Below are 22,227 nucleotides of genomic sequence, written 5' to 3'. Positions count from 1 at the left end.
CGACGGGTGCGGCCCCGATCCTATCGCGTTATTGGTGCGCGCTCAAACGCCCAGGCCCGGCCCGTAGTTGCCGGCGACCAGGCGGGTGACTTCGTCGACGCTCGCGTAGTCCTGTTCCGGGAGGCCATCCAGCATCGACAGCACTTCGTTGCTCGCGCCGGCGTCGCGCGCGGCGTCGACGAGCGCATCCTTGTTCGCCGGGTAGCGAACGGACGCGAGCACGTCGGCGATCTGCAGGTCGATCGCTTCGGCGGGGATATCGTGGGAAGGCAGAACAGGTTTGTCGTTCACAGCGGAGTCTCGTGGGTTGAGCGGCAATGGGTGGTCATGAGGGCACGGCAACGGCGCCCGCATCGCTGCGGGCGACCGGCAGCCGTAGGCAAACCGCATGGCGAGCGATTCAATGGCCGCGTCGCACGCGACGCCATGGATGTTTCCAGTCGATGTGCGGCGCGTTCTCGTCGCGCGGATGCTGGCGCCGGTGTTCCTGCCACAGTTCATCGGAGAACAGCGCGGCCACGATCACGAGTGGCAGTACGAGGAAGATGCCGAGTATGACTTGCTCGATCACGATAGCCTCCGTGCGGTGGCAGGAACCGTCCTTTCCATTCTAGGCTCTGAGCTTCACCCGCGGTCAACTTCTTACAGTGCGGAACGCGGCGTTAGAACGTCGCGTCTCAGCGGCGTTTCGCGCGTACGCGGGCATCGAAAAGGAAACCAACATGCAACTCCAGAACGACAAGCACACGCTCGCGCTACGGCCGCTCGAGCGCCAGGATCTGCGCTTCGTACACGAATTGAACAACGACGCGAAGATCATGCGCTACTGGTTCGAGGAACCGTACGAAACCTTCTCCGAACTGTCGCAGCTGTACGATCGCCACGTGCACGATCAGCGCGAACGGCGTTTCGTCGCGGTCGATGCGCGGGACGACCTGGTCGGCCTCGTCGAGCTGATCGAGCTCGACTACATCCACCGCCGCGGCGAATTCCAGATCATCATCGCACCGCAATGCCAGGGCCGCGGGTACGCGGGGCAGGCCACGCGGCTTGCGATCGAATATGCATTCAAGGTGCTGAACCTGCGCAAGCTGTACCTGATCGTCGATACGTCGAATGCGGCGGCGATTCACGTGTACGAGAAATGCGGATTCCAGCACGAAGCGGAATTGAGGGAAGAATTTTTCGGAAACGGGTCTTATCACAACGCGTTTCGGATGTGCATCTTCCAGCGGGACTATTTCGAACGGCAGGCGGCCGACTGAATAAGCGTCGGTAAAAGCGGAAAATGGGCGGCGGCGGATGGACCGCCTGCGCATGCGGGAAAATACGGATAAATACGCGCGCGCTTATAGCTGGCATTTTTCTTGTTACCGGATTTTGTGCTGCGGCAGCGCGATAAATTCATATCGTTGCCCGCGACTTTATGTGCGTTGCACCAATCAGGTCGGGCGACTGAAATGAATTATCCAAACCGTTCAGGCGGCGCGGCGTAATTCGGCTGAAAGGGTTGCTGGATAACGCGGCAGGCGGGGCGCCGCGGCGTCGCGCTCCGTGCCGGAAAATCCGGCACCCGGCCGCGAACCGCCAAAAATCGGGTGCGCGGCGGGTGCGACAATACGCCGCTATTGCGATCGCACAACAAATGTGCTTGCTATCGCTTGCCGGTCTTCTAAAGTGAAAAACGCGGGTGCGCGATCACCTTTAAACACATAGCTAAACCAGGCTGGCGCCCGCAAGCATGGAGACAGAACATGATGAAGCGAACCGGTATTCTTTTTGCGGTCGTCGGCGCATTTTGCGCGGTGTCGGTGGCTCAGGCCGGCGGCGATTCGGCCGTCAAGCCGACGCAGGAAATCCAGCTGACGAAGAATGCGTGGGGTTGCCTGTCGAAGGACAATCTGGACTCCGTACTGAGCCACGAGCGTGACGGCCAGTCGCAGGCGAAGCAGCAGTACTTCGACGACTACCGTTGCCTGTCGGTACCCGAAGGCCAGCGTTTCCGCGTGGTGTCGGTCGACCAGGGCGACGTGCAGTTCGTCAGCGCCGAGAACAGCGATCAGCAAGGCCTCTGGACCGACTCGCGCTTCGTCAAGCAGTAACCGCACGCGTTCCTCTCGCACCCGCACGCCGGCGCCGCAGCGTCGGCGGCGCGGCTCGACCACGGCCCGGTTCCCGCCGGGCCGTCGTGCTGTGACGCTGCCGCCCGGCGACGCACGCCGCGCATTCGGTATCATCACGACCCGACCGAACCGAATGCCCGCCCGGGCCGCATCCGCATGGCGCTGAAATCCACGATCTACAAAGCCGAACTGCAAATCGCCGACATGGATCGGCATTACTACGCCGATCACGCGTTGACGGTGGCCCGTCACCCGTCGGAAACCGACGAGCGGATGATGGTGCGCATCGTCGCGTTCGCGCTGTTCGCGCACGAGCGCCTCGAATTCTGCAAGGGGCTGTCGGACGTCGACGAACCGGACCTGTGGCAGAAGGACCTCACGGGCGCGATCGACGTATGGATCGAGGCCGGCCAGCCGGACGAGCGGCGCATCGCGAAGGCGGCCGGCCGCGCCGGCCAGGTCACGGTGATCGCGTACGGCGGCAAGACCTCGGACATCTGGTGGCAAGGCGTGCGCAGCAAGGTCGAACGGCTGCGCAACGTGCAGGTGCTGTCGCTCGACGACGGTGTCGCGGCAGCGCTCGGGCGCCTCGCGGAGCGCACGATGCGCCTGCAGTGCACGGTGCAGGACGGCGCCGCCTGGATCTCGAGCGCCGACCACGATCCCATCGCAGTCGAATGGACGGTGCTGAAGGCGCGCGGCGACGCGTGACGGCCGACGCCTAGCCGTGGGCGGGAGGCGGCCCCTTGAACTCGAGCATGTTGCCTTCGGGATCGAACAGATAGATCGACGGCCCGTAGCCGCCGGCGCCGTAGCGTTCGGCCGGCGTGCCGGGGCGCGCGCCATGCGCGGCGAAATGCTCGATCAGCGCGTCGGGGTCGAACGGCTCGACGCGCAGGCACAGATGGTCGAGATTGCGGCCGGTGCCGGGCGGGCCGCTGTCGGGCCGGTCGATCGGGCCGCCGACCGACAGCAGGTCGATCAAGGCATCGCCGGCGCGTAGCTGCACGAGGCCGAGATCGGGTTGTTCCTTCTCCACGTGGCAGCCGAGGGCGTCGCAGTAAAATCGCGTCATGGCGGCCATGTCGGCCACGCGCAGCACGACGTGATCGATCGCGCGGATGGTCGGTTTCATGAGCGGGCACTCCTTCGCGAATGGCGTGCACCGAGTGTAGACCGCGCCCACGACGGCTGCCGGCGCGCGGCCCGATCGCCGGACGAAAAAAAGCCCGCTCACGCAGTGCGGAGCGGGCTTAATCCATATCAGGAGGAGACATGGAGGAGACAGTTCCAACTATACACACGGTCATGGTGCGTTGCAATATTCCGAGTGCAAAAAACCGTCAGGACGGCGATTTGTCGCAGCCGCATTGCAACAAAACGATGACGCGGTGATGACTAAAGTGCTGCCATAGAAGCGCCTGCCGGATTTTTTCGTCGCACTGATCGTCGGCGATGCGCCCCGATTTTCGGCGCGAATCACAGAGCAAGATCCGGGGCGCGACGGCCGGCGCCGATGTCTAGAGTAGGCACCGTCTACACTGGAAGGTGCGAGGTTCAGATGAATACCCCCTATTCGACCGACGATTCCCGCTGGGCCGCCGTCACCACGCGCGACGCGCATGCGGACGGCACGTTCTTCTATGCAGTGCGCACGACCGGCGTGTTCTGCCGCCCGAGCTGTGCGTCGCGGCTGCCGCGGCGCGAGCACGTTTCCTTTTTCGCCGATCCGGCCGCCGCGCGCGCGGCGGGCTTCCGCCCGTGCAAGCGCTGCCGGCCGGAGGGCTTGCCGCGCGAGCTCGAAATCGTCGACCGCGCGTGCGCGGTGCTCGACGCGCATCCGGAGCGGCTCACGCTGCAGCAGTTGAGCGACGCCGTCCACCTGAGCCCGTTTCATCTGCAGCGGCTGTTCAAGCGGGTGGTCGGCGTGTCGCCGCGGCAGTACCAGGCCGCGCAGCGCGGCGCGGCGTTGCGCGACGCGCTGCAAAGCGGGCAGCCGGTCACGCAGGCGGCCGTCGACGCGGGCTTCAATTCGCCGTCGCGGCTCTATGCGTCGGTGCCGCGCGAGCTGGGGATGGCGCCGTCCGCGTTTCGTCGCCAGGGCGCCGGCCTGCGCATCGACTATGCGAGCGCGGCCACGCCGCTCGGCATGGTGCTCGTCGCCGCAACCGCACAGGGCATTTGCCGCATCGCGTTCGGCGACGAGGCGGCGCCGCTCGTCGCCGAGCTGAAGCTCGCGTTCGCGCGCGCCGAGCTCGTCGAAGCACCGTCGCGCGTCGCACCGTTCGTTGCGCAGATCCGCGCGTACCTCGACGGCACGCGCCATACGTTCGACCTGCCGCTCGACATCGCGCCGACCGCGTTCCAGCAGCGCGTGTGGGAGGCGCTCACGCATATCCCGTACGGCGAAACGCGCAGCTATTCGGACATCGCCGAAGCGCTCGGCGCGCCGCGCGCGGTACGCGCCGTGGCGGCGGCGTGCGCGTCGAACCCGGTCGCGCTCGCGATTCCATGTCATCGTGTCGTGCAGAAGGGCGGCGCGCTCGCCGGATATCGGTGGGGCGTGCGTCGCAAGGCGACGCTGCTGGCAGCCGAGGCGCGCCATGCGGGTGCCGATGAAACCGAGGTCATCGAGGAGGGCAACGCAGTTTGAGCATCGAACAGACCACGCTCGCGGCGAGCGAGTGCGATAGCGGTGATAGCGGCGACCGCGGCGGCGCGGTGCCGTCGCCCGCGCGGCTGGAGCTGCGCTTCAACGCGCCGTACGACTGGGCGCGCGTGCTGCGGTTCTTCAGCGGCCGCGCGATTCCGGGCGTCGAGCAGGTCGCCGACGGCGTGTATCGCCGCGTCGTCGAGCTGAACGGCGACGCGGGCCGGCTCACCGTGTCTAAGCATCCGCGCCGGCATTGTCTGATTGCGACGGTCGACGGCGCGGCAGCGCACCATGTCGATGGCACGTTCGCGCGCCGTGTCGCATCGATGTTCGATCTCGCTGCCGATCCGGCCGCGATCGGCAGCGGGCTCGCGCGCGATCCGTGGTTCGCGCCGCTCGTCGACGCCGCGCCGGGGCTGCGCGTGCCGGGCGCATGGTCGGGATTCGAGCTGGCGGTGCGTGCGATCGTCGGTCAGCAGGTGAGCGTGAAGGCCGCGACGACGATCGTCGGGCGGCTCGTCCAGCGCGCCGGCGAGCGTGTCGTGCGGGACGACGGGACACCTGACGACGACGGCGCGCCGGCATGGCGTTTTCCGACGCCCGACGCGCTTGCCGCGTGCGATCTCGTGAAGATCGGGATGCCCGGCAAACGAGCGGCCGCGCTGACGGGCATGGCGCGCGCAGTGGCGGACGGACACGTGCCGCTCGACCCGGCGCATGCGGACCTCGCGACGTTGCGGCGCGCATGGCTCGAGCTGCCCGGCATCGGGCCGTGGACCGTCGAGTACATCGCGATGCGCGCGTGGCGCGATCCGGATGCATGGCCGGCGTCCGATCTCGTGCTGATGCAGTCGATCGCCGCCCGCGATCCGTCGCTCGACCGGCTCGCGAGCCAGAAACGCCGAACCGAAGCGTGGCGGCCGTGGCGCGCGTATGCGGCGCTTCATCTGTGGAACGACGTGGCTGACCGGGCGGGAGGCGCGCGCGGGGGATGACGCTCGCGGCGGTTGGTGGGCGGATGCGACCGGCGAGCGACGTCGCGCAGTCGGTATCGGCGCGGTGTGATTCGCTTCGGGGTGCGCGTGGGGGCGGCGTGCCGAGGCTCTAACGACGTGGGTAAGATGCGGGCGGCGAGTAGGTGCCGTGCGGTGGCATCTGCACCAACACATAGCAGCCCCAGCCCACCGCAGTAACCGTCTGCATCGCGGGCGTGGTCATGGTCGAGGTGCGCCAGCAGCGAGGTGGGCGGGGCAGCGCCAGCAGCGACGGCACCAAGGCACCGGTTCCACCTCTTCGCGCCGCATCCTGCACCGCGCAATCCTCCCGACGAAAGCCGCGCGAGGGCCGCGCCCGGCGTTATAGCGGATGCTCGTCCGCGCCAGCGGCAATCGCCGCGATCGCCCGCGCGGCGGCCCGCTGCAGGCGGCCGGGCCGGCCGTGAGCCACCTCAAGCGCGTGTGTCGGCGAGATGTTAAAGTGCCCGCTACCAATGAAGCGACCCATAATCCAGCCGGCCCGCGCGGCGCTCTGCGCGCGGCCGTCACGCACTTGCGTCTCCATGCCGAACACCATGACTCACCGCCAGTCCGAACTGCTGCTGAATCGTCTCGAAGCGCTGAGCTCGGGCCCGACGCGGCAGCATCTGCCCGACGGCCTGCGCGGCATCGAAAAGGAAAGCCTGCGCGTGACGCGCGACGGGATGATCGCGTTCACGCCGCATCCGCGCGCGCTCGGTTCGGCACTCACGCACCCGTCGTTGACCACCGATTACTCGGAAGCGCTGATCGAGCTGATCACGCCGGCCGAAAGCGACGCGTCGCTGACGCTCGCGCGCCTCGACGATCTGCATCGCTACGTGTATGCGTCGCTCGACGACGAGATGCTGTGGAACGAGTCGATGCCGGGGCTGCTGCCGGCCGACGACGAAATCCCGATCGCCGACTACGGCACGTCCAACATCGGCCGCCTGAAGACGGTGTACCGCCGCGGCCTCGCCTATCGCTACGGCCGCACGATGCAGTGCATCGCCGGCATTCACTACAACTACTCGCTGCACGAGGAAGTGTGGCGGCGCCTGCATGCCGAAGAAGGCTCGACGGCCACGCTGGTCGACTATCAGTCCGAGCGCTATCTCGCGCTGATCCGCAATTTCCGCCGCCGCAGCTGGCTGCTGATGTACCTGTTCGGCGCGTCGCCGGTGCTCGACACGCGCTTCCTGCGCGGCAAACCGCACCGGCTCGACACGTTCGACGCCGACACGCTGTACCGGCCGTATGCGACCAGCCTGCGGATGAGCGATCTCGGCTACTCGAACACGACCGCGCAGGCCGCGCTGCACGTCGACTACAACACGCTGCCCGGCTATCTCGACGCGCTGTCGAAGGCGGTCAGCGAGCCGTATGCGGCGTACGAGGCGATCGGCACGCATCGCGACGGCGAGTGGATTCAGATCAACACGAACGTGCTGCAAATCGAGAACGAGTTCTACTCGACGATCCGGCCGAAGCGCATCACCTATTCGGGCGAGCGTCCGCTGCATGCGCTCGCGTCGCGCGGCGTGCAGTACATCGAAGTGCGGTGCCTCGACATCGACCCGTTCGAGCCGACCGGCATCGCGCTCGACACCGCGCGCTTCATCGACGCATTCCTGCTGGCGTGCGCGCTCGACGACAGCCCCGCGCTCGACTGCGATGCGCACAAGGAAGCGAACGCGAACTTCGGCAGCGTGACGATGGACGGGCGCAAGCCCGGGCTCACGCTGACGCGCGACGGCCAGCCGGTCACGCTGCAGGCATGGGCCGACGACCTGATGGCCGATATCGAAACCGTCGGGCGCCGTCTCGACGAGATCCGCGGCGGCGACGAGCATGCGCGCGCGATCGCCGCGCAGCGCGAGAAGCTGGCCGATCCGGAACGCACGCCGTCGGCGCGTGTGTTGCGCACGATGCGCGAGAACGGCCAATCGTTCCTCGCGTTCGCGCTCGCGCAAAGCGAAGCGCATGCGGCCCATTTCCGTGCGAACCCGCCTTCGGCGGAGGCGATGCGCGCGGAGCAGGCGCTCGCGGCGAAGTCGCTGGCCGAACAGGCCGAACTCGAAGCGAAGGAGGCCGGGTCGTTCGATGCGTTCGTCGCCGCCTATCGCGCTTATACGCTGAACCGCTTCAGCGTTTGATGGCCGCAGCCGAAGCTGCCGTCCGTCGCGGTTCACGCGCCGGCGGCACCTGCTTCAGTGATGCGCGTACGTGCTGCGATCGACCACGGCCGGCGTAGCCGGCTTGCCCGCTTCGACGCTCGCATGACCGTCGTTGCCGTGGCCGGCGGCGTCGGCGCGGGCCTGGGCGGCGCGCTGCATGACGGCCTGCATGTTCTCCGGAAAGTCAGGGCTGCTGACGAGGCTCGGCCGGTAGCCGGCCGCCTGTAGCTCGGCGAGTTCCTGGCGTACCTGGGCGCGCGTCAGCGTCGACTCGGCGTGGGCAGCGAGCGCCGGGCCGATCAGCAGCAACGCGCAGGCCGCAAGTTTCAGGTTTTTCATCGTGTCTGCTCCGTGAAGTTTCCGGAGCCGCGTCGTCGCCGGCGCGGGCGGAATCGATGCAGCGAGTCTAGGCTTCGGAGCCCAAACGAAACATCCCGCTCGCCGTCACGCACCTTTTCCCGCTGTGCAACATTGCTCGGACCCTTCGCCGACGCCCGCGCAACGATTCGGACGCGCATCGGGCTTGCCCTCCTTGTACAAGCGCGACCGGCCTCCTAACCTCATTTGAGCGACCGGTCGGTCGGCCTTGCCGCATGGTTGCATGCGCAAGCGTCGGCCGGGCGTAGCGGCCGCCGAATGTACGTCTGGTACCGGATCGGAGACACGACACACGATGAATCCCACCGCAGCCCTGCCGCCCGGCATCCTGTTCGTCCAGCCGTTGACGCCCGTCGCCGACTCGCTGCTCCTGTCGTTCGTCGTCGCGGTGATCCCGATCGCCGTCGCGCTGATCGCGCTCGGCGTGCTGCGCCGGCCCGCGTGGCAGGCGTCGCTGGCCGGCCTCGTCGCCGGCCTCGCCGTCGCGATCGGCGCGTGGGGCATGCCGGCCGGCCTTGCGTTCAACGCGGTGGGCGCAGGCATGGCGCTCGCGGTCGTGCCGGTGATGTGGATCGTGTTCAATGCCTTGCTGCTGTACAACATCGCGGTGAAGTCGGGTCGTTTCGACCAGTTCCGGCAGTGGATGCTCGACAACCTGCCCGACGATCGTCGCCTCGTGCTGCTCGTCGTCGCGTTCTCGTTCGGTTGTCTGCTCGAAGGGATTTCCGGGTTCGGCACGCCGGTCGCGATCACCAGCGCGCTGCTGATCGCGCTCGGCTTTCCCGCGCTCGAAGCGCTGACCTACACGCTGGTGTTCAACACGGCGCCGGTCGCATTCGGCGCGCTCGGCGTGCCGATCACCGTGCTCGGCGCGGTCACGTCGCTGCCGCCCGCGACGCTCGGCGCGATGGTCGGCCGGCAACTGCCGTTCTTCGCGCTGCTGCTGCCGTTCTACGTGGTCGGCGCATACGGCGGGCTGCGCTCGATCGCGAAGCTGTGGCCGGCGCTGCTCGTGTCGGGCGGCAGCTTCGCGATCGCGCAGTTCGTCACGTCGAATTTCCTCGGCTACCAGCTCACCGACGTGCTGTCGTCGCTCACGTCGCTGATCGTCACGATCGGCTTCCTGCAGCTGTGGAAGCCGCAGCCCGATCCGCAATACGCGCTCGCGCGCAGCGTGCCGGCCACGGCCGGCGCCGCGCGCGCGGGCTTCGGCGGCTGGCTGCCGTGGCTCGTCGTGTCGGTGGTCGTGATCTTCTGGGTGCACGCGAACATCGCGGCGATCGGCGACGTCAAGATCAAGTGGCCGGGGTTGCACAACGCCGTGTTCGTATCGCTGTACCACAAGCCGTATGCGGCGATCTGGGACTTCCAGCCGCTCGGTACGGGCACCGCGATCCTGGTGTCGGCGATCATCACGGCACTGCTCACGCGCACGGGCATCGGCGCGTTCTTCGAATGCGTGGTCAAGACCTGGCGACAGACGTGGATCGCGATCGTCACCGTGATGATGATCGTCGGGCTCGCGTACCTGCTGAACTACTCGGGCATCAGCTACACGCTCGGTACCGGCGTCGCGTCGACCGGCGCGCTGTTTCCGCTCGTGTCGGCGTCGCTCGGCTGGATCGCGGTGTTCCTGTCGGGCAGCGACACGTCCGGCAACGCGCTGTTCGGCAATCTGCAGGTCGTTGCGGCCCGGCAACTCGGCCTCGATCCGGTGCTGATGGCCGCGACCAACTCGTCGGGCGGCGTGATGGGGAAGATGATCTCGCCGCAGAACATCGCGACGGGCGTGTCGACGACCGACCTGAAAGGGCAGGAGGGCGTAGTGTTTGCGCGCACCTTCTGGCACAGCGTGATCCTCACGCTGCTGCTCGGCGTGCTCGTGTTCCTGCAGCAGCACGTGCTGACGTGGATGATTCCGGCGTTGCCGAAGTAGGGGGGCGGGCGACGTTGGCGTGAGCAGACGTTTGGAAGGCGCAGGCGAGTGCGAGGATGGGGCGTTTGCTGTCGCGATATCGATGAAGGCGATCGGGATGTCGAACGGCGGCGACTATGTGTTGCCGTCGTCGGTATGCACGAGTCGCTTCGATCACATCACGCGCTTCATCACCGGGTTGGAGGTGGGCAGCGTCAAGGTGCGAGAAGTGCCGGCGCGAGCGTTCACCGATCGAACATGGCGGCGACGATCGCCTCGGGCGCATCTTCCTGAACCAAGTGAGCTGCTCGCGGCACCTTGATCAGCTTGCCGTGCGCTATGCGATCGGCGAGCGCCTGCCCCTGTTCGAGCGGAATCCACCCGTCGTCCTCGCCCCATACGATGCGCACTGGAAAGCCCGGCGGCGCCGCGTCGCGCTGGATCGACGTGGCCGCGCTCGGATTCGAGCAACTGCTGCGCAGCGATGACTTCGCGCGCGTGCGCCAATGCGCCCGCTGCACGTGGTTCTTCATCGATCGCGGCCGCGGCGCCGGCCGCCGCTGATGCGACATGCGCACATGCGGCAACCGCGCAAAGGTGGAGGCATTCAGGCTGCGGTGAAGCGTGCGGCGCGCCCCATCCGTCATTCGACGATTTCGTGCAGTCGCGGTTCGGGCCACAGCGCGCTGGCCGCGACCAGCCCGGCGACGAACAACGGTGCGCCGATCGCGAACAGAATTGCGGTCACGCTCCACCGGTCCCAGAACTGGTCGATGATCGCGCGTTCGGGCGCGACGGGGTCGTACAGCACGTTGACGCGTTCGCCTTCGTACAGCCGCGGATGCGGGGAGGCCGAGCTTTGCTCGAAGGTCACCGCGCGGCCGCTGTCGGTCGTGAACGCGACGCTGACGGAATCGAGCGACGCGCGGTTGCGGGACGCGCCCGCGGGTTCGGCGATCTCGACGACATGGCCGGTCGAATGCGCGTAATGGCGGGCGGCCTGCCACTGGCGCAAGCCGGCAGCGCCGGCGCCGGCCATGAACGCGGTGCCGAGCGCGAGCGGAATCAGCACGATCGCGATGTTCCATCGCCGCCGCGCGGCGTCCCGGCCGGATGCGGCGAACGGTGCGCCGGGGCGGCGATTGCGGCGCTCGTCCACGTACAGCACGCAGCCGATCGCGAGCGACACGACCGCGAGCAGCGCCGGTACCGCGACCGGCGACCAGCGTTGCGCAAAATCGTCGATCAGCACGGGGCGGTTCGGATGGGCGGGATCGACCAGCACGTCGACGTTCTCGCCGATGTCGTAGGCCGGGACGGCCGACGCGGTGTCGCCGGCGACTTCGCGTCGCCGGCCGTCGCTCGCGAGATACGCGACGATCGGCCGGTAAGCGCGCATCGCGTCGCTGTCCTGCACGATGCGCACGATGGTGCCCGATGCGCGAAGCAGCCCGCCGGTCGCGCGGCTCGCGGTAACGGCGAGCGCCGCTGCGATCACGAGCAGCGCGATTCCGAGCGCGAATGCAACGAGCGCGTCCTTACGCAGCATGACCGGATCCGCGACGCGCGTCATGTAACGGGGGCGGATGCGATCGGGTGGATAGCGCGCTTCGACCCGCGCGCCGATTTGTGCGTGACCATGCCCTCTCAATGGTCGCGTCTGGTTCACATGCTTCCATGTCTGCCGTCCCATGCTCTCTCAGTGCCGGCCGCGATGCGGCGATCGTCGTGCCGGTTATGTGATTTTTGTCGGACGATTCTAACGGAAAGTACTGCGGCGGAGCGCGCGGAGGAGCCGATGGACGCCGGAATGGAAAAAGGCCGGTCAGCTTGCGCTGACCGGCCTTTTGAATTCCTGGTGGGGCGTGAGTGACTCGAACACTCGACCTACGGATTAAGAGTCGGTTCCAAACGCCTTATGCCGAGGGGAGTTTTTGGCCTCACCCTATAAAAATCAAACAGTTAGCCTACCGCCTCTTACCTCAGGTTCCCGCACTTTGCCGGGGCAAGTGCAGCAAAATTGCAGCAACGCTACGATAGTCTGAGCGAAAGCCATGTTTCCTGCAAGCATGTAGGCCGAACCAGCTTCGTGGCCGCTAGGCTAGGTAATCCGATGCCAACGGACCTTCAAAGAGGCCCGTCGCAGTCAAAGTCGCATCGAAGATGGCATCGCGAACTTCGGCGCTGGTCAAGTCCAGCACGCGAAGTTTGCCCTTGACCTCGGCCACGGATTCAATGCGCCGGAACGCGCTGGGATGATGCGCAGCAGCGTATTCTGCCAAGCCACGCAACTTCGGCAGGGCATCGCTGAGGTGGATACCATGCGGGTCTATCAAATCTGCAACTACAGTGCCACCTTCCTCGGCAAAGAAGATGAAGTCTGGCCGCAGTATCAAATATTGGTCATTGTCCTGATACGCGATACCCAGCGACGATGGGCCAGGCTGCTGGGGATTGCGATACCAAAACTGAAAACCTGGGCGCTGGCTTTCCTGTTTCAGCACAGCGACTTCCCAGGAGTTGAGCTGTGCCGGATAGTTGCCCTGTTCATCGCACAGCAGATGACGCGGGTACGTGGGAATGGGCATGTCTTGCCCGTTCTCGCGTACCGCTGTCATTTCGGCCTTGGTCGAAGGTTTGAGCATGTCCACGTCTTGCGGCTCCGCGCTCATCTCCAGAATCTCGCGGTAAGCCTCTTGCCGGTCGTCGGAAAGCTGCTTGATACGCGGCTTGTACTCGGTAAACCATGCCGTGGCGTATTGGTCGGCGGCGGCATCGTAGAAAGGCTGCACCTCGCCTACAAGTCCCAAGGCAGCGATTTCTGCCTCGACTTCCATCAATTTTTCTTCCAGGTCGTCTTGGTCGCCGGGTTCTGCCAATTGCAGCGCCAAGTAATGTGCATACGACTTGGCGATGGGCAGACTGAACACGCGTGCTGCGCGCCGGAACATGTCATGTATCACGGCCATGTCTGCGACTTCGGAAAACCCGTCCAACGACATAGCCTGGTCTTTGATATTGCCTCTGACCGTTACGCCTTCAATTTCCAGAACCGCCGTGCGCTTGGTCTCTATCTTGTCCTTGAATTTCTCCCGCGCCTCATCCAGCACCTTGTGCATCATGTCGTGCGCTCTTCTGCCTGCACCGGGCAGGAAGTCGTCGGTAATCAACTCCTGGGCGAGCGCCGTCAGTCGCTTGGCGGGTTTCGCGCTTTGCTGGGGACGTGTCTGCGAAGGCAGGGATACGAATTTATCCCATACGGGTTCCGACACATTCGGGTTTGGCTGCATCGTGGCGGGGTTAATAAGGACACGCCCGAATTTGGGCTTCGTGTCATCGTCGCCCGTCATCAGCACATTGACCACGGCCTTTGCCGTGTCCTTGTCGAAGTGCGGCAGCAGGCAATAGACAGAGTTCAGCATGTCATTGCCCGGAATTCGCCGTGCCAGCGGGGTGCGCACCATGCGGCCCAATAGCTGCGTGATGTGGGTTTGGTCGGTGGCGGGTCGGAACGACACCATCACTTCGGCGCGTGGGCAATCCCAACCGGTGCTGATGGCATCCTTGGCAATCAATACACGTATCCAAGCATGGTCTTGCACCTGCTCGGGCGAGATATAGGGGACCGCGAAGTCGCCAAACTGCTCAGTGCGGTGCTCGCCAAAGACGTTTGCCACGCAATCGCGGGGCAAATCAGGCCAGCGTTCAAAGATAGTGTCCAGTGCCTTGGCAATGTCATTGGCATTGGGGTTGTTGGGCACTTGCAGCACCATCAGCGGGATGACGCGAGGGGAATCCTCCTGCGTCTTGGCGTATTCGGCCCATGCCAGCGTGGATTGTTTGAGCTGGTCAGTGCCACGGCGTACCAGCAGCGTATCAAAGTCGCCCGCGCCTTCTGGTATGTCGAGAATGATGGTGTCTTTGAGCAACCCAGACTCCTGCACCAGCGTGGAATCGACCACAATTGGGTCAAGTCGCGTGCGCTTCTGGGCAACCCGCATGGCATCCTCAAATCGCTGGACCGTAGCGGAAATACCCCAAACGACAGGCAAGCCGGGAATACCCTTTTCGCCATTGATAAGACGGGTAACGATGGTCGCGCGCTCTGCTGCGCCGGTTGCTCGCCCCATGCCACGGTGCGCTTCGTCCAGTACGAAATACAGTGTCAAGCTGGGGTCATCAATGGTGTTCTTGATGACGTCCCAAAGGGTGAAGGCGCGCAAGTCGGGGCGAGTTTCGGGCAAAACGCCTTGACGCGGGTCTGTCTCCTGCTCGAAGCCGCGTACCAGCAGGCTGTTTTGGCTAAACTTCTGCGTGTTCAGGAAATAGATTTTCCCGGCCTCAAACTTGGAGCGATTGAAGTTGTCGGACTCCACTACCTTCAAATCGGTGTAAGGATTGATACGGTCGGACACTTCCATGAAGCGAAAGCGCGTTTGCTCGTTCAGCGCCGGACTATCGCTGAACCAAATCACGACTGCGCCAGGGTCGCGCTCGAAGCCAAGCTCCTCGCTACCGTGGAATAGCGCCTCGAACACGGCAGCGGCCATTACCGTCTTACCCGCACCCGTCACGGCGGACAGAGAAAAGGCGTTGCGCTCCTTGTCCTCATGCCAACGCTTGCGTGCTTTCTTGATGTTTTCCAAGACCTCGCGTACCGCCTTGTCCTGATAGTCCTTTAGGGTGAACTTCATCCCTTAATCCCCGTTCATGAAACTGAAGTTGGTCAGATACGATTCGTACAAACGTACTGGCTCAACATGGCTGGGCAGGCGGCGCACGATGTTCTGAAAGCGCCGGTCGTCATCGGTCACGATGAAGGCCATGCGCACATCCTTGGCCTTCTTGATTGCGTTCACAAATGGGTCGGCGGCGTCCACTTCGGAAAGCAAGCCATAGGCTTCGACCACAGCCCAACCATCGGGCGGCAGCTTGTCGATGCGTTTGCCGCGACTGCCTGCGCGCATCCATAGCAGCGGAGCGATGCGTGCGAAGGCAATGTTGTGATTGACCGCGACAGGGGTTTCGTAGGTCAGCGTGAAGAACTCAGCGTTGGCCTCGAAGCCTTCAGACATCGGGAACTCGTCGATAAATTTGTAGTCGCCCCTGATGGGTTCGTTATCGGGCGTCATGCCCGTGATGGCGGCGGCTACGCGCGGCTTGGTGATGTAATCGCAGATGCCGAATTTTTCCCAATCACCGTCACCTGGCCGTAAGCCTTGCTGACGTAGCGCCCTTTGTTCATCAGCAGCAACTTCATTATTGGTGACGGATATGCACTGACGTCTGCCGCCATCCTGGCGGTTGAGACGCATAATTGCATGTGCAGTAGTACCAGACCCTGCAAAGAAATCAAGAATTACAGCGTCAGGTTTATTTGCGATAACAAATCTCAATGCGTCTTGGACGGCATACAGAGATTTCGGGAACGGAAATTTCCTGCGATTAAGCATTCTTCCGAGAAGGGTAGAGCCAAAATCTGTTGCGCTGTGCGACGGCTGATTCCACGTAGTAAAGGGCGTTACTTGTCTGATAATTCTTGGAAGAATCAGTGCACCATCTTCGTCCTTGCCTATCGGCACAATGGTGCCACTCTCAATCGCAGCTTGAGTTCCTGAGGCAATGTAATACAACGTCCTCCCACCATCCTCTCTTATCGGGCCAAAACGGATGAATCCTTTGGATATGGCCGTTTTCAGCGACTCATGGCTGATACGCCAGCGCCTTTCTGTTCCGTTCGTTATCGGAAATACAGCTACACATCCTTCCGGCACGGTTATCTCTTCGCGAGACTTGTCCAGTGGCAGAGGTGCGCCAACAGAATGAAATTTTCCCGCTTTCGTAAAGAACACGGGATAAAACATATTTGGTCTATCTCGGCGCAGGCTTTCCGAGCCGGTTCTAAGAAGGCCGTCCCATCGAACATCTTGAACTTCCTGTGGTTGGTTCAGCATATCGCAAGATGTCCTGCTGACATTTGCGGAACCAAAGAACACAAAAAATAGGTACTCGTCAGTGCGCGCAAAACCTGTAGCACGAGAGGAACCGCTTGGATTAATCACGCTCGTGACCATCTGAATGTTTGCTTCAGGAAACGTCTGTTCAAGAAGTAAACCAAGGCGCAAGTATTCCTTCTCGTCGATTGTGACTATCAAGACGGAATTGTCCGGGTTCAATAGTTCGTGTGCAATTAACAAGCGTCGCTCCATAAATGCGAGCCACTTGCTATGCCGGTACAGGTCATCGCCTTCGACGTAATCGTTGTTGTATTTCCAGTCCTTCGCCCCGGTGTTGTACGGCGGGTCGATATAGATGGCATCGACCTTTCCACGATGCGTGTAGGTCAATGCCTTCAGGACGTGGTAGTTCTCGCCGTTGATGACGGTGTGATACGGGCGGTCACCACCGCGCTCGACCTTGCCCGTGCTGACTAGGCCAGGAAAAATCTTATCGCCAAACTCGGCTACCACCACCAAGTCATCCAGCGGCACGGTCTGCGCTTCAGGTTGCTCGCCCTTGTAGAGTTCTAGGTCCGCCGTCCTGCGGTCGCCGTCCTTGCGAAGTTTAGCTACCTGCCAGAGGCGCTGGTCGCCTTTCTCCAATGAACCGCGCGGCGCCAGCACGCGCACTTTGTCGCCCTTGCGGATGGGGCGGAGGGGCAGTTCGACGGCTTCCGGCTTGTGGCGCTCGAAGTTTAGGCCGAAGGGCAGTCGTTCCAGCAAGACATTGATTTCACGCTCTAAGTCCGCCCCCAGTTTATGGTCTTTGGCTTTGGCCTGGGCTATCAGGTCCGTCAATCGAGACACAGCGTCGTTTCCTTCATCTTTTGAGGCAATGTGCTGAATTATGCCAAGCTACCAATGCTTTCTGGCAAAAAGCATGCGCTACGGTCGCCAACCGGTAAGTCAGTGGCTGGCCAGGGGAGGCAATAGCCGCCGTAGGAGCCACTGCCGCCATGCAGGCAGGTGGCCCGGCAGCATTTCGAGCTTGGCCTCGAACGCCGTGATTTTGGGCACAGGCGGTGTCGGACGTGCGGTCGGCGTCTTGGGGACCGGTGGTGTTGTGAGCGTGGCAGGTGTAGTTGGTGCTGCGGGCGTTGTGACCGGCGGGACCGGGAAAATCTCGCGCAGCACGGAATCGACAGGCTCGCCGCTGCGCGTGCGTTTGGCAAGTTCGCGTAGCGCGGAGTGCAGGTCGCACGGCAGCGTCACGCTGATTTGCTTCATGCCGTCGTGCTCCTTACGTTCGCGGTGCCGCTGTGCCCGCTCTGCGCCTGCCGAACGCCGTTTGTCGGTAGTATCAGGCACCCACGCGCGAACCGATTTCAGTCCCAAGTCCCGCGCCGCGTAGTCGATGTTGACCACTCCATCGACGGAGGTGGCGTTATCGGTGGTGGTGGCATTCGCCCGGGTATGGGTGCCGGAAGCTGGTCGACGTTGTCAGAGCCGTTCATATCAGAACCGTGACATGTTGTTGGACTTGTACTCGTATACGTTCGGTGAGGGCGCATGAATGCCCGATGACGTGAAAAATCCGAGATTTTTTCGGTAAAACGGCCTGCGCCATGCAGGCCGCTGGTCAAGCGTCACATGTGACGTTACATGTCACACGGGTAATCCCAGAACGGCGCTGACCAAAGGGAATTATTTTCAAGCCTGGTTCCCCACGGGTTGCCGCCGACATCGACGCCGCTATAGTCTTCGCCGGTCATCGGCAGGCCAGTTGCGGGATTCACGGTATACATGCTCATGTGGCTCTCCTTGTGAGCGGGTGATGAATGCCCCGCGCCTGTTCGCGGGGCGGTTGGAAATCAGTCTTCGTTCGGCATCAAAATCGTGATGACCGGCTCGGCGTTGTCGCCAGGGCCGATATGCAGATGCAAACGGGCCGGACGGGGGCGCATACCTTGACCGCCGCGTGGCACCCGGTACACGTCGAACGCGATGCGTGGCGCACCCTGCGCGCGGCGAGCTGCCCGCGATGCCATCCACAACACGTCCCACAAACGCGCCCACTCGTCCTGTGAAACCTGCCGCTGGCTGTCCTCCGCCGACCAGGCTACGCAATCAGCCCAGACTGCCGCCGTCATCGCTATGGGGATGCGGAAGCCGGCATCCCGTGCCTGCAAACTCACATCGACCAGCGCGCCATCTGCAATCGCCTGCTCTCGGGTGTAGATGAAAATGGTCTTGCCGAAGATGTCGTGAAGGTCTTGCATGTTGTGCGCTCCTTAAAATCTGACCGGATTCCGAGCTGGTGAGCCCCCGACCGTTTTCCGGTTTCGGCGGTGGGGTTGGCAGATGCTGCTGCCGCCGTCTTTCGTCGCTGTTTCGCCCGTGGCGAACGACGACGCTAGGCAGTCCGCCATGCAAGGGAACGGGCGGAAGCCGCAGCCCGAAGGGACCGGGTGATGCCCGTGCGCGAAGCGCCGAAGGCCCTCGCATGGCGGACTGCTTGGCGTAGAGTCGCGAACGGTTGGGCGATGCAGTGACGAAAGACGGCGGTATGCGATACCCGCGACGGAACCGGCGTCGCGCTCCAATGGGCGCGACCCCTGCACGCGCAGCGTGCGTGGCTCGCAAGCCAACGGCGCGCAGTCGGCGGCGTCAGCCGCCGACGCAGAGGGGCCACGCCCGGAGGGCGTGGGGCAAGGGCGTTCAGCCCGCCGCCCAGTTCTGCGCACCAGCTCCCGAGCTGGTTGTAGAACTGCCGGGGGAGCCGCGAATCGCTGAGCACCCCAGTGCTCAGAGGCCCGCCAACGGGCTGGCAGATTCGTGGGGGGCCATACGGACCCGGCGCCCTGAGCGGAGCGAGCGGGCAAGGTGGTCAGTCGGCAGACCGGGAGCAACGCTGCCGCTTGGTACGCGTGCAGCGGGCCACAGTGAGCGCCTTGCCCGCTCGCAGAGCGGGGCGCCCAGGGGTTCAGGACGCGACGGGCGTCCAGCCCGTCGAGTGACCGTCTGGGCGTTCAGCCCAGCTAAGGTCACGGTGGCCTGAGCTGCGTCAGCAGCTTCGTCTCCCCTGTTCGCTTCCCGTGGAACGGGCAAACGAACAGGGGGCATCTTGCCTATACGGGTTATCAAGACAATCGAGATAACCCAATGGCAACACAAAAAGATGGGCGCGTGCGCGCCATGGAAAATGAAGTCAAGGTTTTGAGAACGCTGCACCGCCTCGGCTGGGCGCGCGCTCAAGATATTGCAGCAACCGTCTGGACGCGCTGGGAGCGGCGCCCCGCAGGCGAGCCGGATTTCACGCCAGTGACGCCGGGTGCATCGGCGTTGCGAATGGCGCAGAGGACACTGAAGCGCCTGCTTGCCGCTCGGCAAGTGTTGCGCGGGCAAGCAATGAATGGCAGCGTGATTTACTCGCTAGCCGAAGGCGGCGCGCGCCGGTTACGGGAACTCGGCGTGCCTGCCGAAACCGGCAAAGACCTGGTGCGTCAGTTCAGCGCCGCACAGTTCATGCATCGTAGCGTGGGTAATCAGCTCGCGGTGAGCGGTATCGTCGCGGGATTCCGTGTCACTACGGAACACGAGGTCGCGCGCGGTCGTTGGTTCGGTGCAGTTGATGGCATTAAAGGAAAAAGGCCGGATGTCCTGCTTAACGATGGGAAGCGTCTTTGGTGGATGGAGACTGAGAAAAGTCGCCGCAATGCCCGAGACTACCAGCGCCTGCTGGTCTGGCTCACGACGGTCAGGGACGATGCGATGCGCACGTGCGGTTCCGCGTTGCTGCCTGACGGTTTGATGTGGGCGAAGGTCGTGTTTGTGTGCGCTCGGTCATTTGAAGCGAAACTCTGCCGAGACTTGCTTTCGGCAGGTTGGAAGAAAAGTGACATTGAGCACATCATCATGTTCAAACCGACGCTATACAACAACGAGGACATTAAATTTGCGTATTGAGGTCATGGGGGGCGGACATCGTCCAGGCCAGAGTCAGCACCGCCCCATCCGTTCTCTTTCTCTTCACGGTCATAAATCCGACTGTGAGCACCGCCAGGCGCGCTGACCCTGGCGGTGTTTTTTTATGCGTTGAACGGTACAGCACAGGCCCGGCATTGTGCTGGCAGGCTTCTCCCGCTGGGGGCGGTCGCTGTTATCTGATATGGCTTTTGTCTCACTGGCGGGTGCTCTCCGGCACGAGCAGGCCGCCGTTTAGGCGGCGGTAATAGGTTGACCGACTGATGCCCAGGTCGGCCCACGGCTCACCGTTCAGGGTGGTGGTCGCGGGACGGCCACCGCGCCTGCCGCGCACGGATTGAATTGCCGAGAACGCCTCATCGCTGAAACGTGTCCACGTCCAGCGCGCGACGCTTCTGGCCGTGGCTTTGACGTCTCCGAATGCGAGTGGCGATGGAAAGTCGTTGAGCAATTCCGCCTGGCCGAGAGCGGCGGCTTGCCATTGCTCGAACGAAGCGCCGTTCCGTTTGTACTCGCGAACCCAAGTGTATGCCCACGCGCGCAAGTCATCGAACAGTGTGCAATGACGGCCCAGTCCGACTTCTGCGCGCTTCGGCAGACGTTTGGGTAGTTCGACGTATTCGGCGAGTTCGGCAAGGTCGTAGAGGTGGTTGACCCAGTCCGTTATCCACGCCGCGTGAAACGGATTCTTGGCAATGAGTCCAGTATAGCCGGGGTCTGCGTGCAACCTGGCGATATATGCGGCCTGAACGGCGGCAGCAAAGCGCAAAGGGGCGGCACGTCCCGCATCACTCGTGACTACAGGCGTGTTCAGGCCGTAGAACAGATGCGCATGGCCGTTTGCCGGGTTGATAACGGTCGCGGTTGGCGGCGGCAGATTGGCTCGTTCCCAGGCTAGAGCCGCACCCCGGTAGTCGATGTCAAAGACCAGCCAGCCGACTTCAAGCGGTGCATTTGGCTGGAGGTGCTTGTGCTGTAGCGCGGTTGCGGTCGGGCGAATCACGAGACCCTTTGTCGGGTCGTTGGAGCAGTATGGGTGGCGAGGTAGCCGAGTCTGGAAGATGGTTAAGGCGTTGTGCATCGGGGCTTGCGCCCCGGCGATGCGTTATTTCAATAGCTGTCCTGTAGTGCAATCCCCGAGATATGTCCTGGCCGCAGGCCGGGGTTCTCCTGTGGGTTAGTGGGTCATGTTGAGCAATCGAGCACCGCCGGCCGTCCGCGCCTTTGCGGCGGTGGTCGGGAGTCGGACGGGCGAGAAGCGGCCACCATTGCCGCGCTTGAGCCAGCATCGCGGTTGCGGTGGCAGGTAGTTGGTCTTGGCGAAATCGAGCGCGACATACAGCGCACGTTCGGCATCCGAAAGCCTGTTCTGGTCAGCGGTTTTCTCGTCCATTCGCGAGAGATTCAGTTGCCAGCGTGCGCCATCGACTAGGGCGCTTGACCCGCGAGCTGCGTGTTGCGAGCCGCCATCGCCAGCCGATGCGCGATTGGCATGATGGAGGCCGAGCACGGCGGCGCCGGTAGCTCGGGCAAGTTGCTCCATCAAGACGACGAATTGCGTCATGTCCGCGCTGCTGTTTTCATCTCCGCCATGCAGGCGGCGGAGCGGGTCAACGATGATGAGGCGAGCGTCTGCCGAGATTTCGCGCAGCGCCTGATACAGCGCTGTAGGGCGGTTATCCGCAAGCAGGCCGCATGCCTCTCCTGCCATCGGCAGCAGTATCAGGTTGTCGCGCAATCTGGGGTTGCTCTGCTCGTCAAGGTCGATAAGGTGGCGCAGACGTTCGGCCAGCAAGCGTTCGCATTCCTCTGCCGCCAGATAGACCACCTTGCTTGGCGGGCATGCCGGAAACAGTCCATCGGCGACAGGGCGGCCGAGTGCGAGCGATATGGCGACATCGAGCGCGAGTTGTGATTTTCCGGTGGCACCCGGTGCTACCAGCAGGCCGAACGAGCCAGCAAGCAGGCCGGGCAAGACGAAATCCAAGGGTGGCCGAGGGACGGTGAGCGCCCGAAGAATATCCAGTTTATTGAGCATGGGT

General features: G+C 63.5%; 21 protein-coding genes and 4 pseudogenes. 11 read left to right on the top strand and 14 right to left on the bottom strand.

Annotated elements, in window-relative coordinates; translation table 11 throughout:
* Nucleotides 1-42: 42 nt before the first annotated feature.
* On the bottom strand, nucleotides 43-291 hold the full coding sequence (locus MYA_RS14165; RefSeq protein ID WP_014723890.1) for a DUF2795 domain-containing protein: 249 nt from the start codon (nucleotides 289-291) through the stop codon (nucleotides 43-45).
* A gap of 109 nt (nucleotides 292-400) precedes the next feature.
* Nucleotides 401-571 (bottom strand): hypothetical protein, encoded by a 171-nt coding sequence (locus MYA_RS31940; RefSeq protein ID WP_006489933.1) that lies wholly within the window; start codon nucleotides 569-571, stop codon nucleotides 401-403.
* A gap of 151 nt (nucleotides 572-722) precedes the next feature.
* On the opposite strand from MYA_RS31940, the gene speG reads away from it, so the two are divergent.
* From speG to MYA_RS14145, 3 genes are all read left to right on the top strand, one after another.
* The gene (gene speG / locus MYA_RS14155; RefSeq protein ID WP_014723889.1) at nucleotides 723-1,265 is read left to right on the top strand and encodes a spermidine N1-acetyltransferase; all 543 of its coding nucleotides are present in this window, start codon (nucleotides 723-725) and stop codon (nucleotides 1,263-1,265) included.
* A 489-nt stretch (nucleotides 1,266-1,754) separates the two neighbouring features.
* A complete protein-coding gene (gene sap1, locus MYA_RS31835; RefSeq protein ID WP_011886449.1) occupies nucleotides 1,755-2,102 on the top strand; it encodes a surface attachment protein Sap1 in 348 nt (115 codons plus the stop codon).
* Nucleotides 2,103-2,279: 177 nt separating this feature from the next.
* On the top strand, nucleotides 2,280-2,834 hold the full coding sequence (locus MYA_RS14145; protein ID WP_014723888.1) for a YaeQ family protein: 555 nt from the start codon (nucleotides 2,280-2,282) through the stop codon (nucleotides 2,832-2,834).
* 10 nt (nucleotides 2,835-2,844) lie between these two features.
* Here MYA_RS14145 and MYA_RS14140 read toward each other — a convergent pair whose 3' ends face one another.
* Nucleotides 2,845-3,258, bottom strand: coding sequence for a VOC family protein (locus MYA_RS14140; protein ID WP_011886447.1), 414 nt, complete (start codon nucleotides 3,256-3,258; stop codon nucleotides 2,845-2,847).
* 426 nt (nucleotides 3,259-3,684) lie between these two features.
* Between MYA_RS14140 and ada the strand changes: the two genes are divergently transcribed.
* Nucleotides 3,685-4,776 (top strand): bifunctional DNA-binding transcriptional regulator/O6-methylguanine-DNA methyltransferase Ada, encoded by a 1,092-nt coding sequence (ada, locus tag MYA_RS14135; protein WP_014723886.1) that lies wholly within the window; start codon nucleotides 3,685-3,687, stop codon nucleotides 4,774-4,776.
* Entirely contained in the window at nucleotides 4,773-5,771 is a 999-nt protein-coding gene (locus MYA_RS14130; RefSeq protein WP_014723885.1) for a DNA-3-methyladenine glycosylase family protein, read from the top strand. Before ada ends, MYA_RS14130 begins: the two co-directional genes overlap by 4 nt.
* A gap of 361 nt (nucleotides 5,772-6,132) precedes the next feature.
* On the opposite strand, the gene MYA_RS31705 is transcribed toward MYA_RS14130, so the two are convergent.
* Nucleotides 6,133-6,348 carry a hypothetical protein gene (locus tag MYA_RS31705; protein ID WP_014723884.1) on the bottom strand — a complete coding sequence of 72 codons (216 nt, stop codon included), beginning with the start codon at nucleotides 6,346-6,348 and terminating at the stop codon, nucleotides 6,133-6,135.
* Between MYA_RS31705 and gshA the strand changes: the two genes are divergently transcribed.
* On the top strand, nucleotides 6,335-7,948 hold the full coding sequence (gshA, locus tag MYA_RS14120) for a glutamate--cysteine ligase (RefSeq protein ID WP_041493924.1): 1,614 nt from the start codon (nucleotides 6,335-6,337) through the stop codon (nucleotides 7,946-7,948). The two genes, MYA_RS31705 and gshA, sit on opposite strands and share 14 nt — an antisense overlap.
* A 54-nt stretch (nucleotides 7,949-8,002) precedes the next feature.
* On the opposite strand, the gene MYA_RS14115 is transcribed toward gshA, so the two are convergent.
* Nucleotides 8,003-8,308: a DUF4148 domain-containing protein gene (locus MYA_RS14115; protein WP_011886443.1), complete on the bottom strand. Its 306-nt coding sequence runs from the start codon at nucleotides 8,306-8,308 to the stop codon at nucleotides 8,003-8,005.
* Nucleotides 8,309-8,642: 334 nt separating this feature from the next.
* Here MYA_RS14115 and MYA_RS14110 point away from each other — a divergent pair, with 334 nt between their 5' ends.
* Together MYA_RS14110 and MYA_RS32600 are read left to right on the top strand one after the other, a co-directional pair.
* Nucleotides 8,643-10,283, top strand: a complete 1,641-nt coding sequence (locus MYA_RS14110) for an L-lactate permease (RefSeq protein ID WP_011886442.1) — start codon at nucleotides 8,643-8,645, stop codon at nucleotides 10,281-10,283.
* A 72-nt stretch (nucleotides 10,284-10,355) separates the two neighbouring features.
* Nucleotides 10,356-10,497 (top strand): annotated as a pseudogene (locus MYA_RS32600) (aldehyde dehydrogenase family protein); the annotation flags it as partial.
* A gap of 10 nt (nucleotides 10,498-10,507) precedes the next feature.
* Here MYA_RS32600 and MYA_RS29795 read toward each other — a convergent pair.
* Nucleotides 10,508-10,690, bottom strand: a pseudogene (locus MYA_RS29795) (alpha/beta fold hydrolase); the annotation flags it as partial.
* On the opposite strand from MYA_RS29795, the pseudogene MYA_RS32595 reads away from it, so the two are divergent.
* Nucleotides 10,689-10,826, top strand: a pseudogene (locus MYA_RS32595) (CGNR zinc finger domain-containing protein); the annotation flags it as partial. The pseudogenes MYA_RS29795 and MYA_RS32595 sit on opposite strands and share 2 nt — an antisense overlap.
* Nucleotides 10,827-10,883, top strand: a pseudogene (locus MYA_RS32590) (CGNR zinc finger domain-containing protein); the annotation flags it as partial.
* A gap of 22 nt (nucleotides 10,884-10,905) precedes the next feature.
* On the opposite strand, the gene MYA_RS14105 reads toward MYA_RS32590, so the two are convergent.
* The 6 genes from MYA_RS14105 to MYA_RS14090 all read right to left on the bottom strand — a co-directional run bounded on the left by MYA_RS14105 (nucleotide 10,906) and on the right by MYA_RS14090 (nucleotide 18,480).
* A complete protein-coding gene (locus MYA_RS14105; protein WP_041493923.1) occupies nucleotides 10,906-11,955 on the bottom strand; it encodes a DUF3592 domain-containing protein in 1,050 nt (349 codons plus the stop codon).
* Nucleotides 11,956-12,358: 403 nt separating this feature from the next.
* Nucleotides 12,359-14,956 (bottom strand): DEAD/DEAH box helicase, encoded by a 2,598-nt coding sequence (locus tag MYA_RS14100; protein ID WP_014723877.1) that lies wholly within the window; start codon nucleotides 14,954-14,956, stop codon nucleotides 12,359-12,361.
* Nucleotides 14,957-14,959: 3 nt separating this feature from the next.
* Complete coding sequence (locus MYA_RS14095; RefSeq protein ID WP_041493922.1) at nucleotides 14,960-17,068, bottom strand: site-specific DNA-methyltransferase; 2,109 nt, start codon at nucleotides 17,066-17,068, stop codon at nucleotides 14,960-14,962.
* Nucleotides 17,069-17,167: 99 nt separating this feature from the next.
* Nucleotides 17,168-17,488, bottom strand: a complete 321-nt coding sequence (locus tag MYA_RS31095; RefSeq protein ID WP_148278558.1) for a hypothetical protein — start codon at nucleotides 17,486-17,488, stop codon at nucleotides 17,168-17,170.
* Nucleotides 17,489-17,859: 371 nt separating this feature from the next.
* Nucleotides 17,860-18,012, bottom strand: a complete 153-nt coding sequence (locus MYA_RS29790; RefSeq protein WP_238539578.1) for a peptidase — start codon at nucleotides 18,010-18,012, stop codon at nucleotides 17,860-17,862.
* 60 nt (nucleotides 18,013-18,072) lie between these two features.
* On the bottom strand, nucleotides 18,073-18,480 hold the full coding sequence (locus tag MYA_RS14090) for a DUF6573 family protein (protein WP_041493921.1): 408 nt from the start codon (nucleotides 18,478-18,480) through the stop codon (nucleotides 18,073-18,075).
* A gap of 883 nt (nucleotides 18,481-19,363) precedes the next feature.
* Here MYA_RS14090 and MYA_RS14085 point away from each other — a divergent pair.
* Nucleotides 19,364-20,167: a hypothetical protein gene (locus tag MYA_RS14085; RefSeq protein ID WP_050991217.1), complete on the top strand. Its 804-nt coding sequence runs from the start codon at nucleotides 19,364-19,366 to the stop codon at nucleotides 20,165-20,167.
* Nucleotides 20,168-20,381: 214 nt separating this feature from the next.
* Here the strand turns inward: MYA_RS14085 and MYA_RS14080 are convergent, their stop codons facing one another.
* Complete coding sequence (locus MYA_RS14080; RefSeq protein WP_158333096.1) at nucleotides 20,382-21,188, bottom strand: replication initiation protein; 807 nt, start codon at nucleotides 21,186-21,188, stop codon at nucleotides 20,382-20,384.
* Nucleotides 21,189-21,362: 174 nt separating this feature from the next.
* Nucleotides 21,363-22,223, bottom strand: coding sequence for a helicase RepA family protein (locus MYA_RS29785; protein ID WP_083854888.1), 861 nt, complete (start codon nucleotides 22,221-22,223; stop codon nucleotides 21,363-21,365).
* Nucleotides 22,224-22,227 lie beyond the last annotated feature (4 nt).

Source organism: Burkholderia sp. KJ006 (assembly GCF_000262695.1).
GTDB lineage: Bacteria > Pseudomonadota > Gammaproteobacteria > Burkholderiales > Burkholderiaceae > Burkholderia > Burkholderia vietnamiensis.
This window is presented reverse-complemented; position numbering and strand designations above follow the sequence as displayed.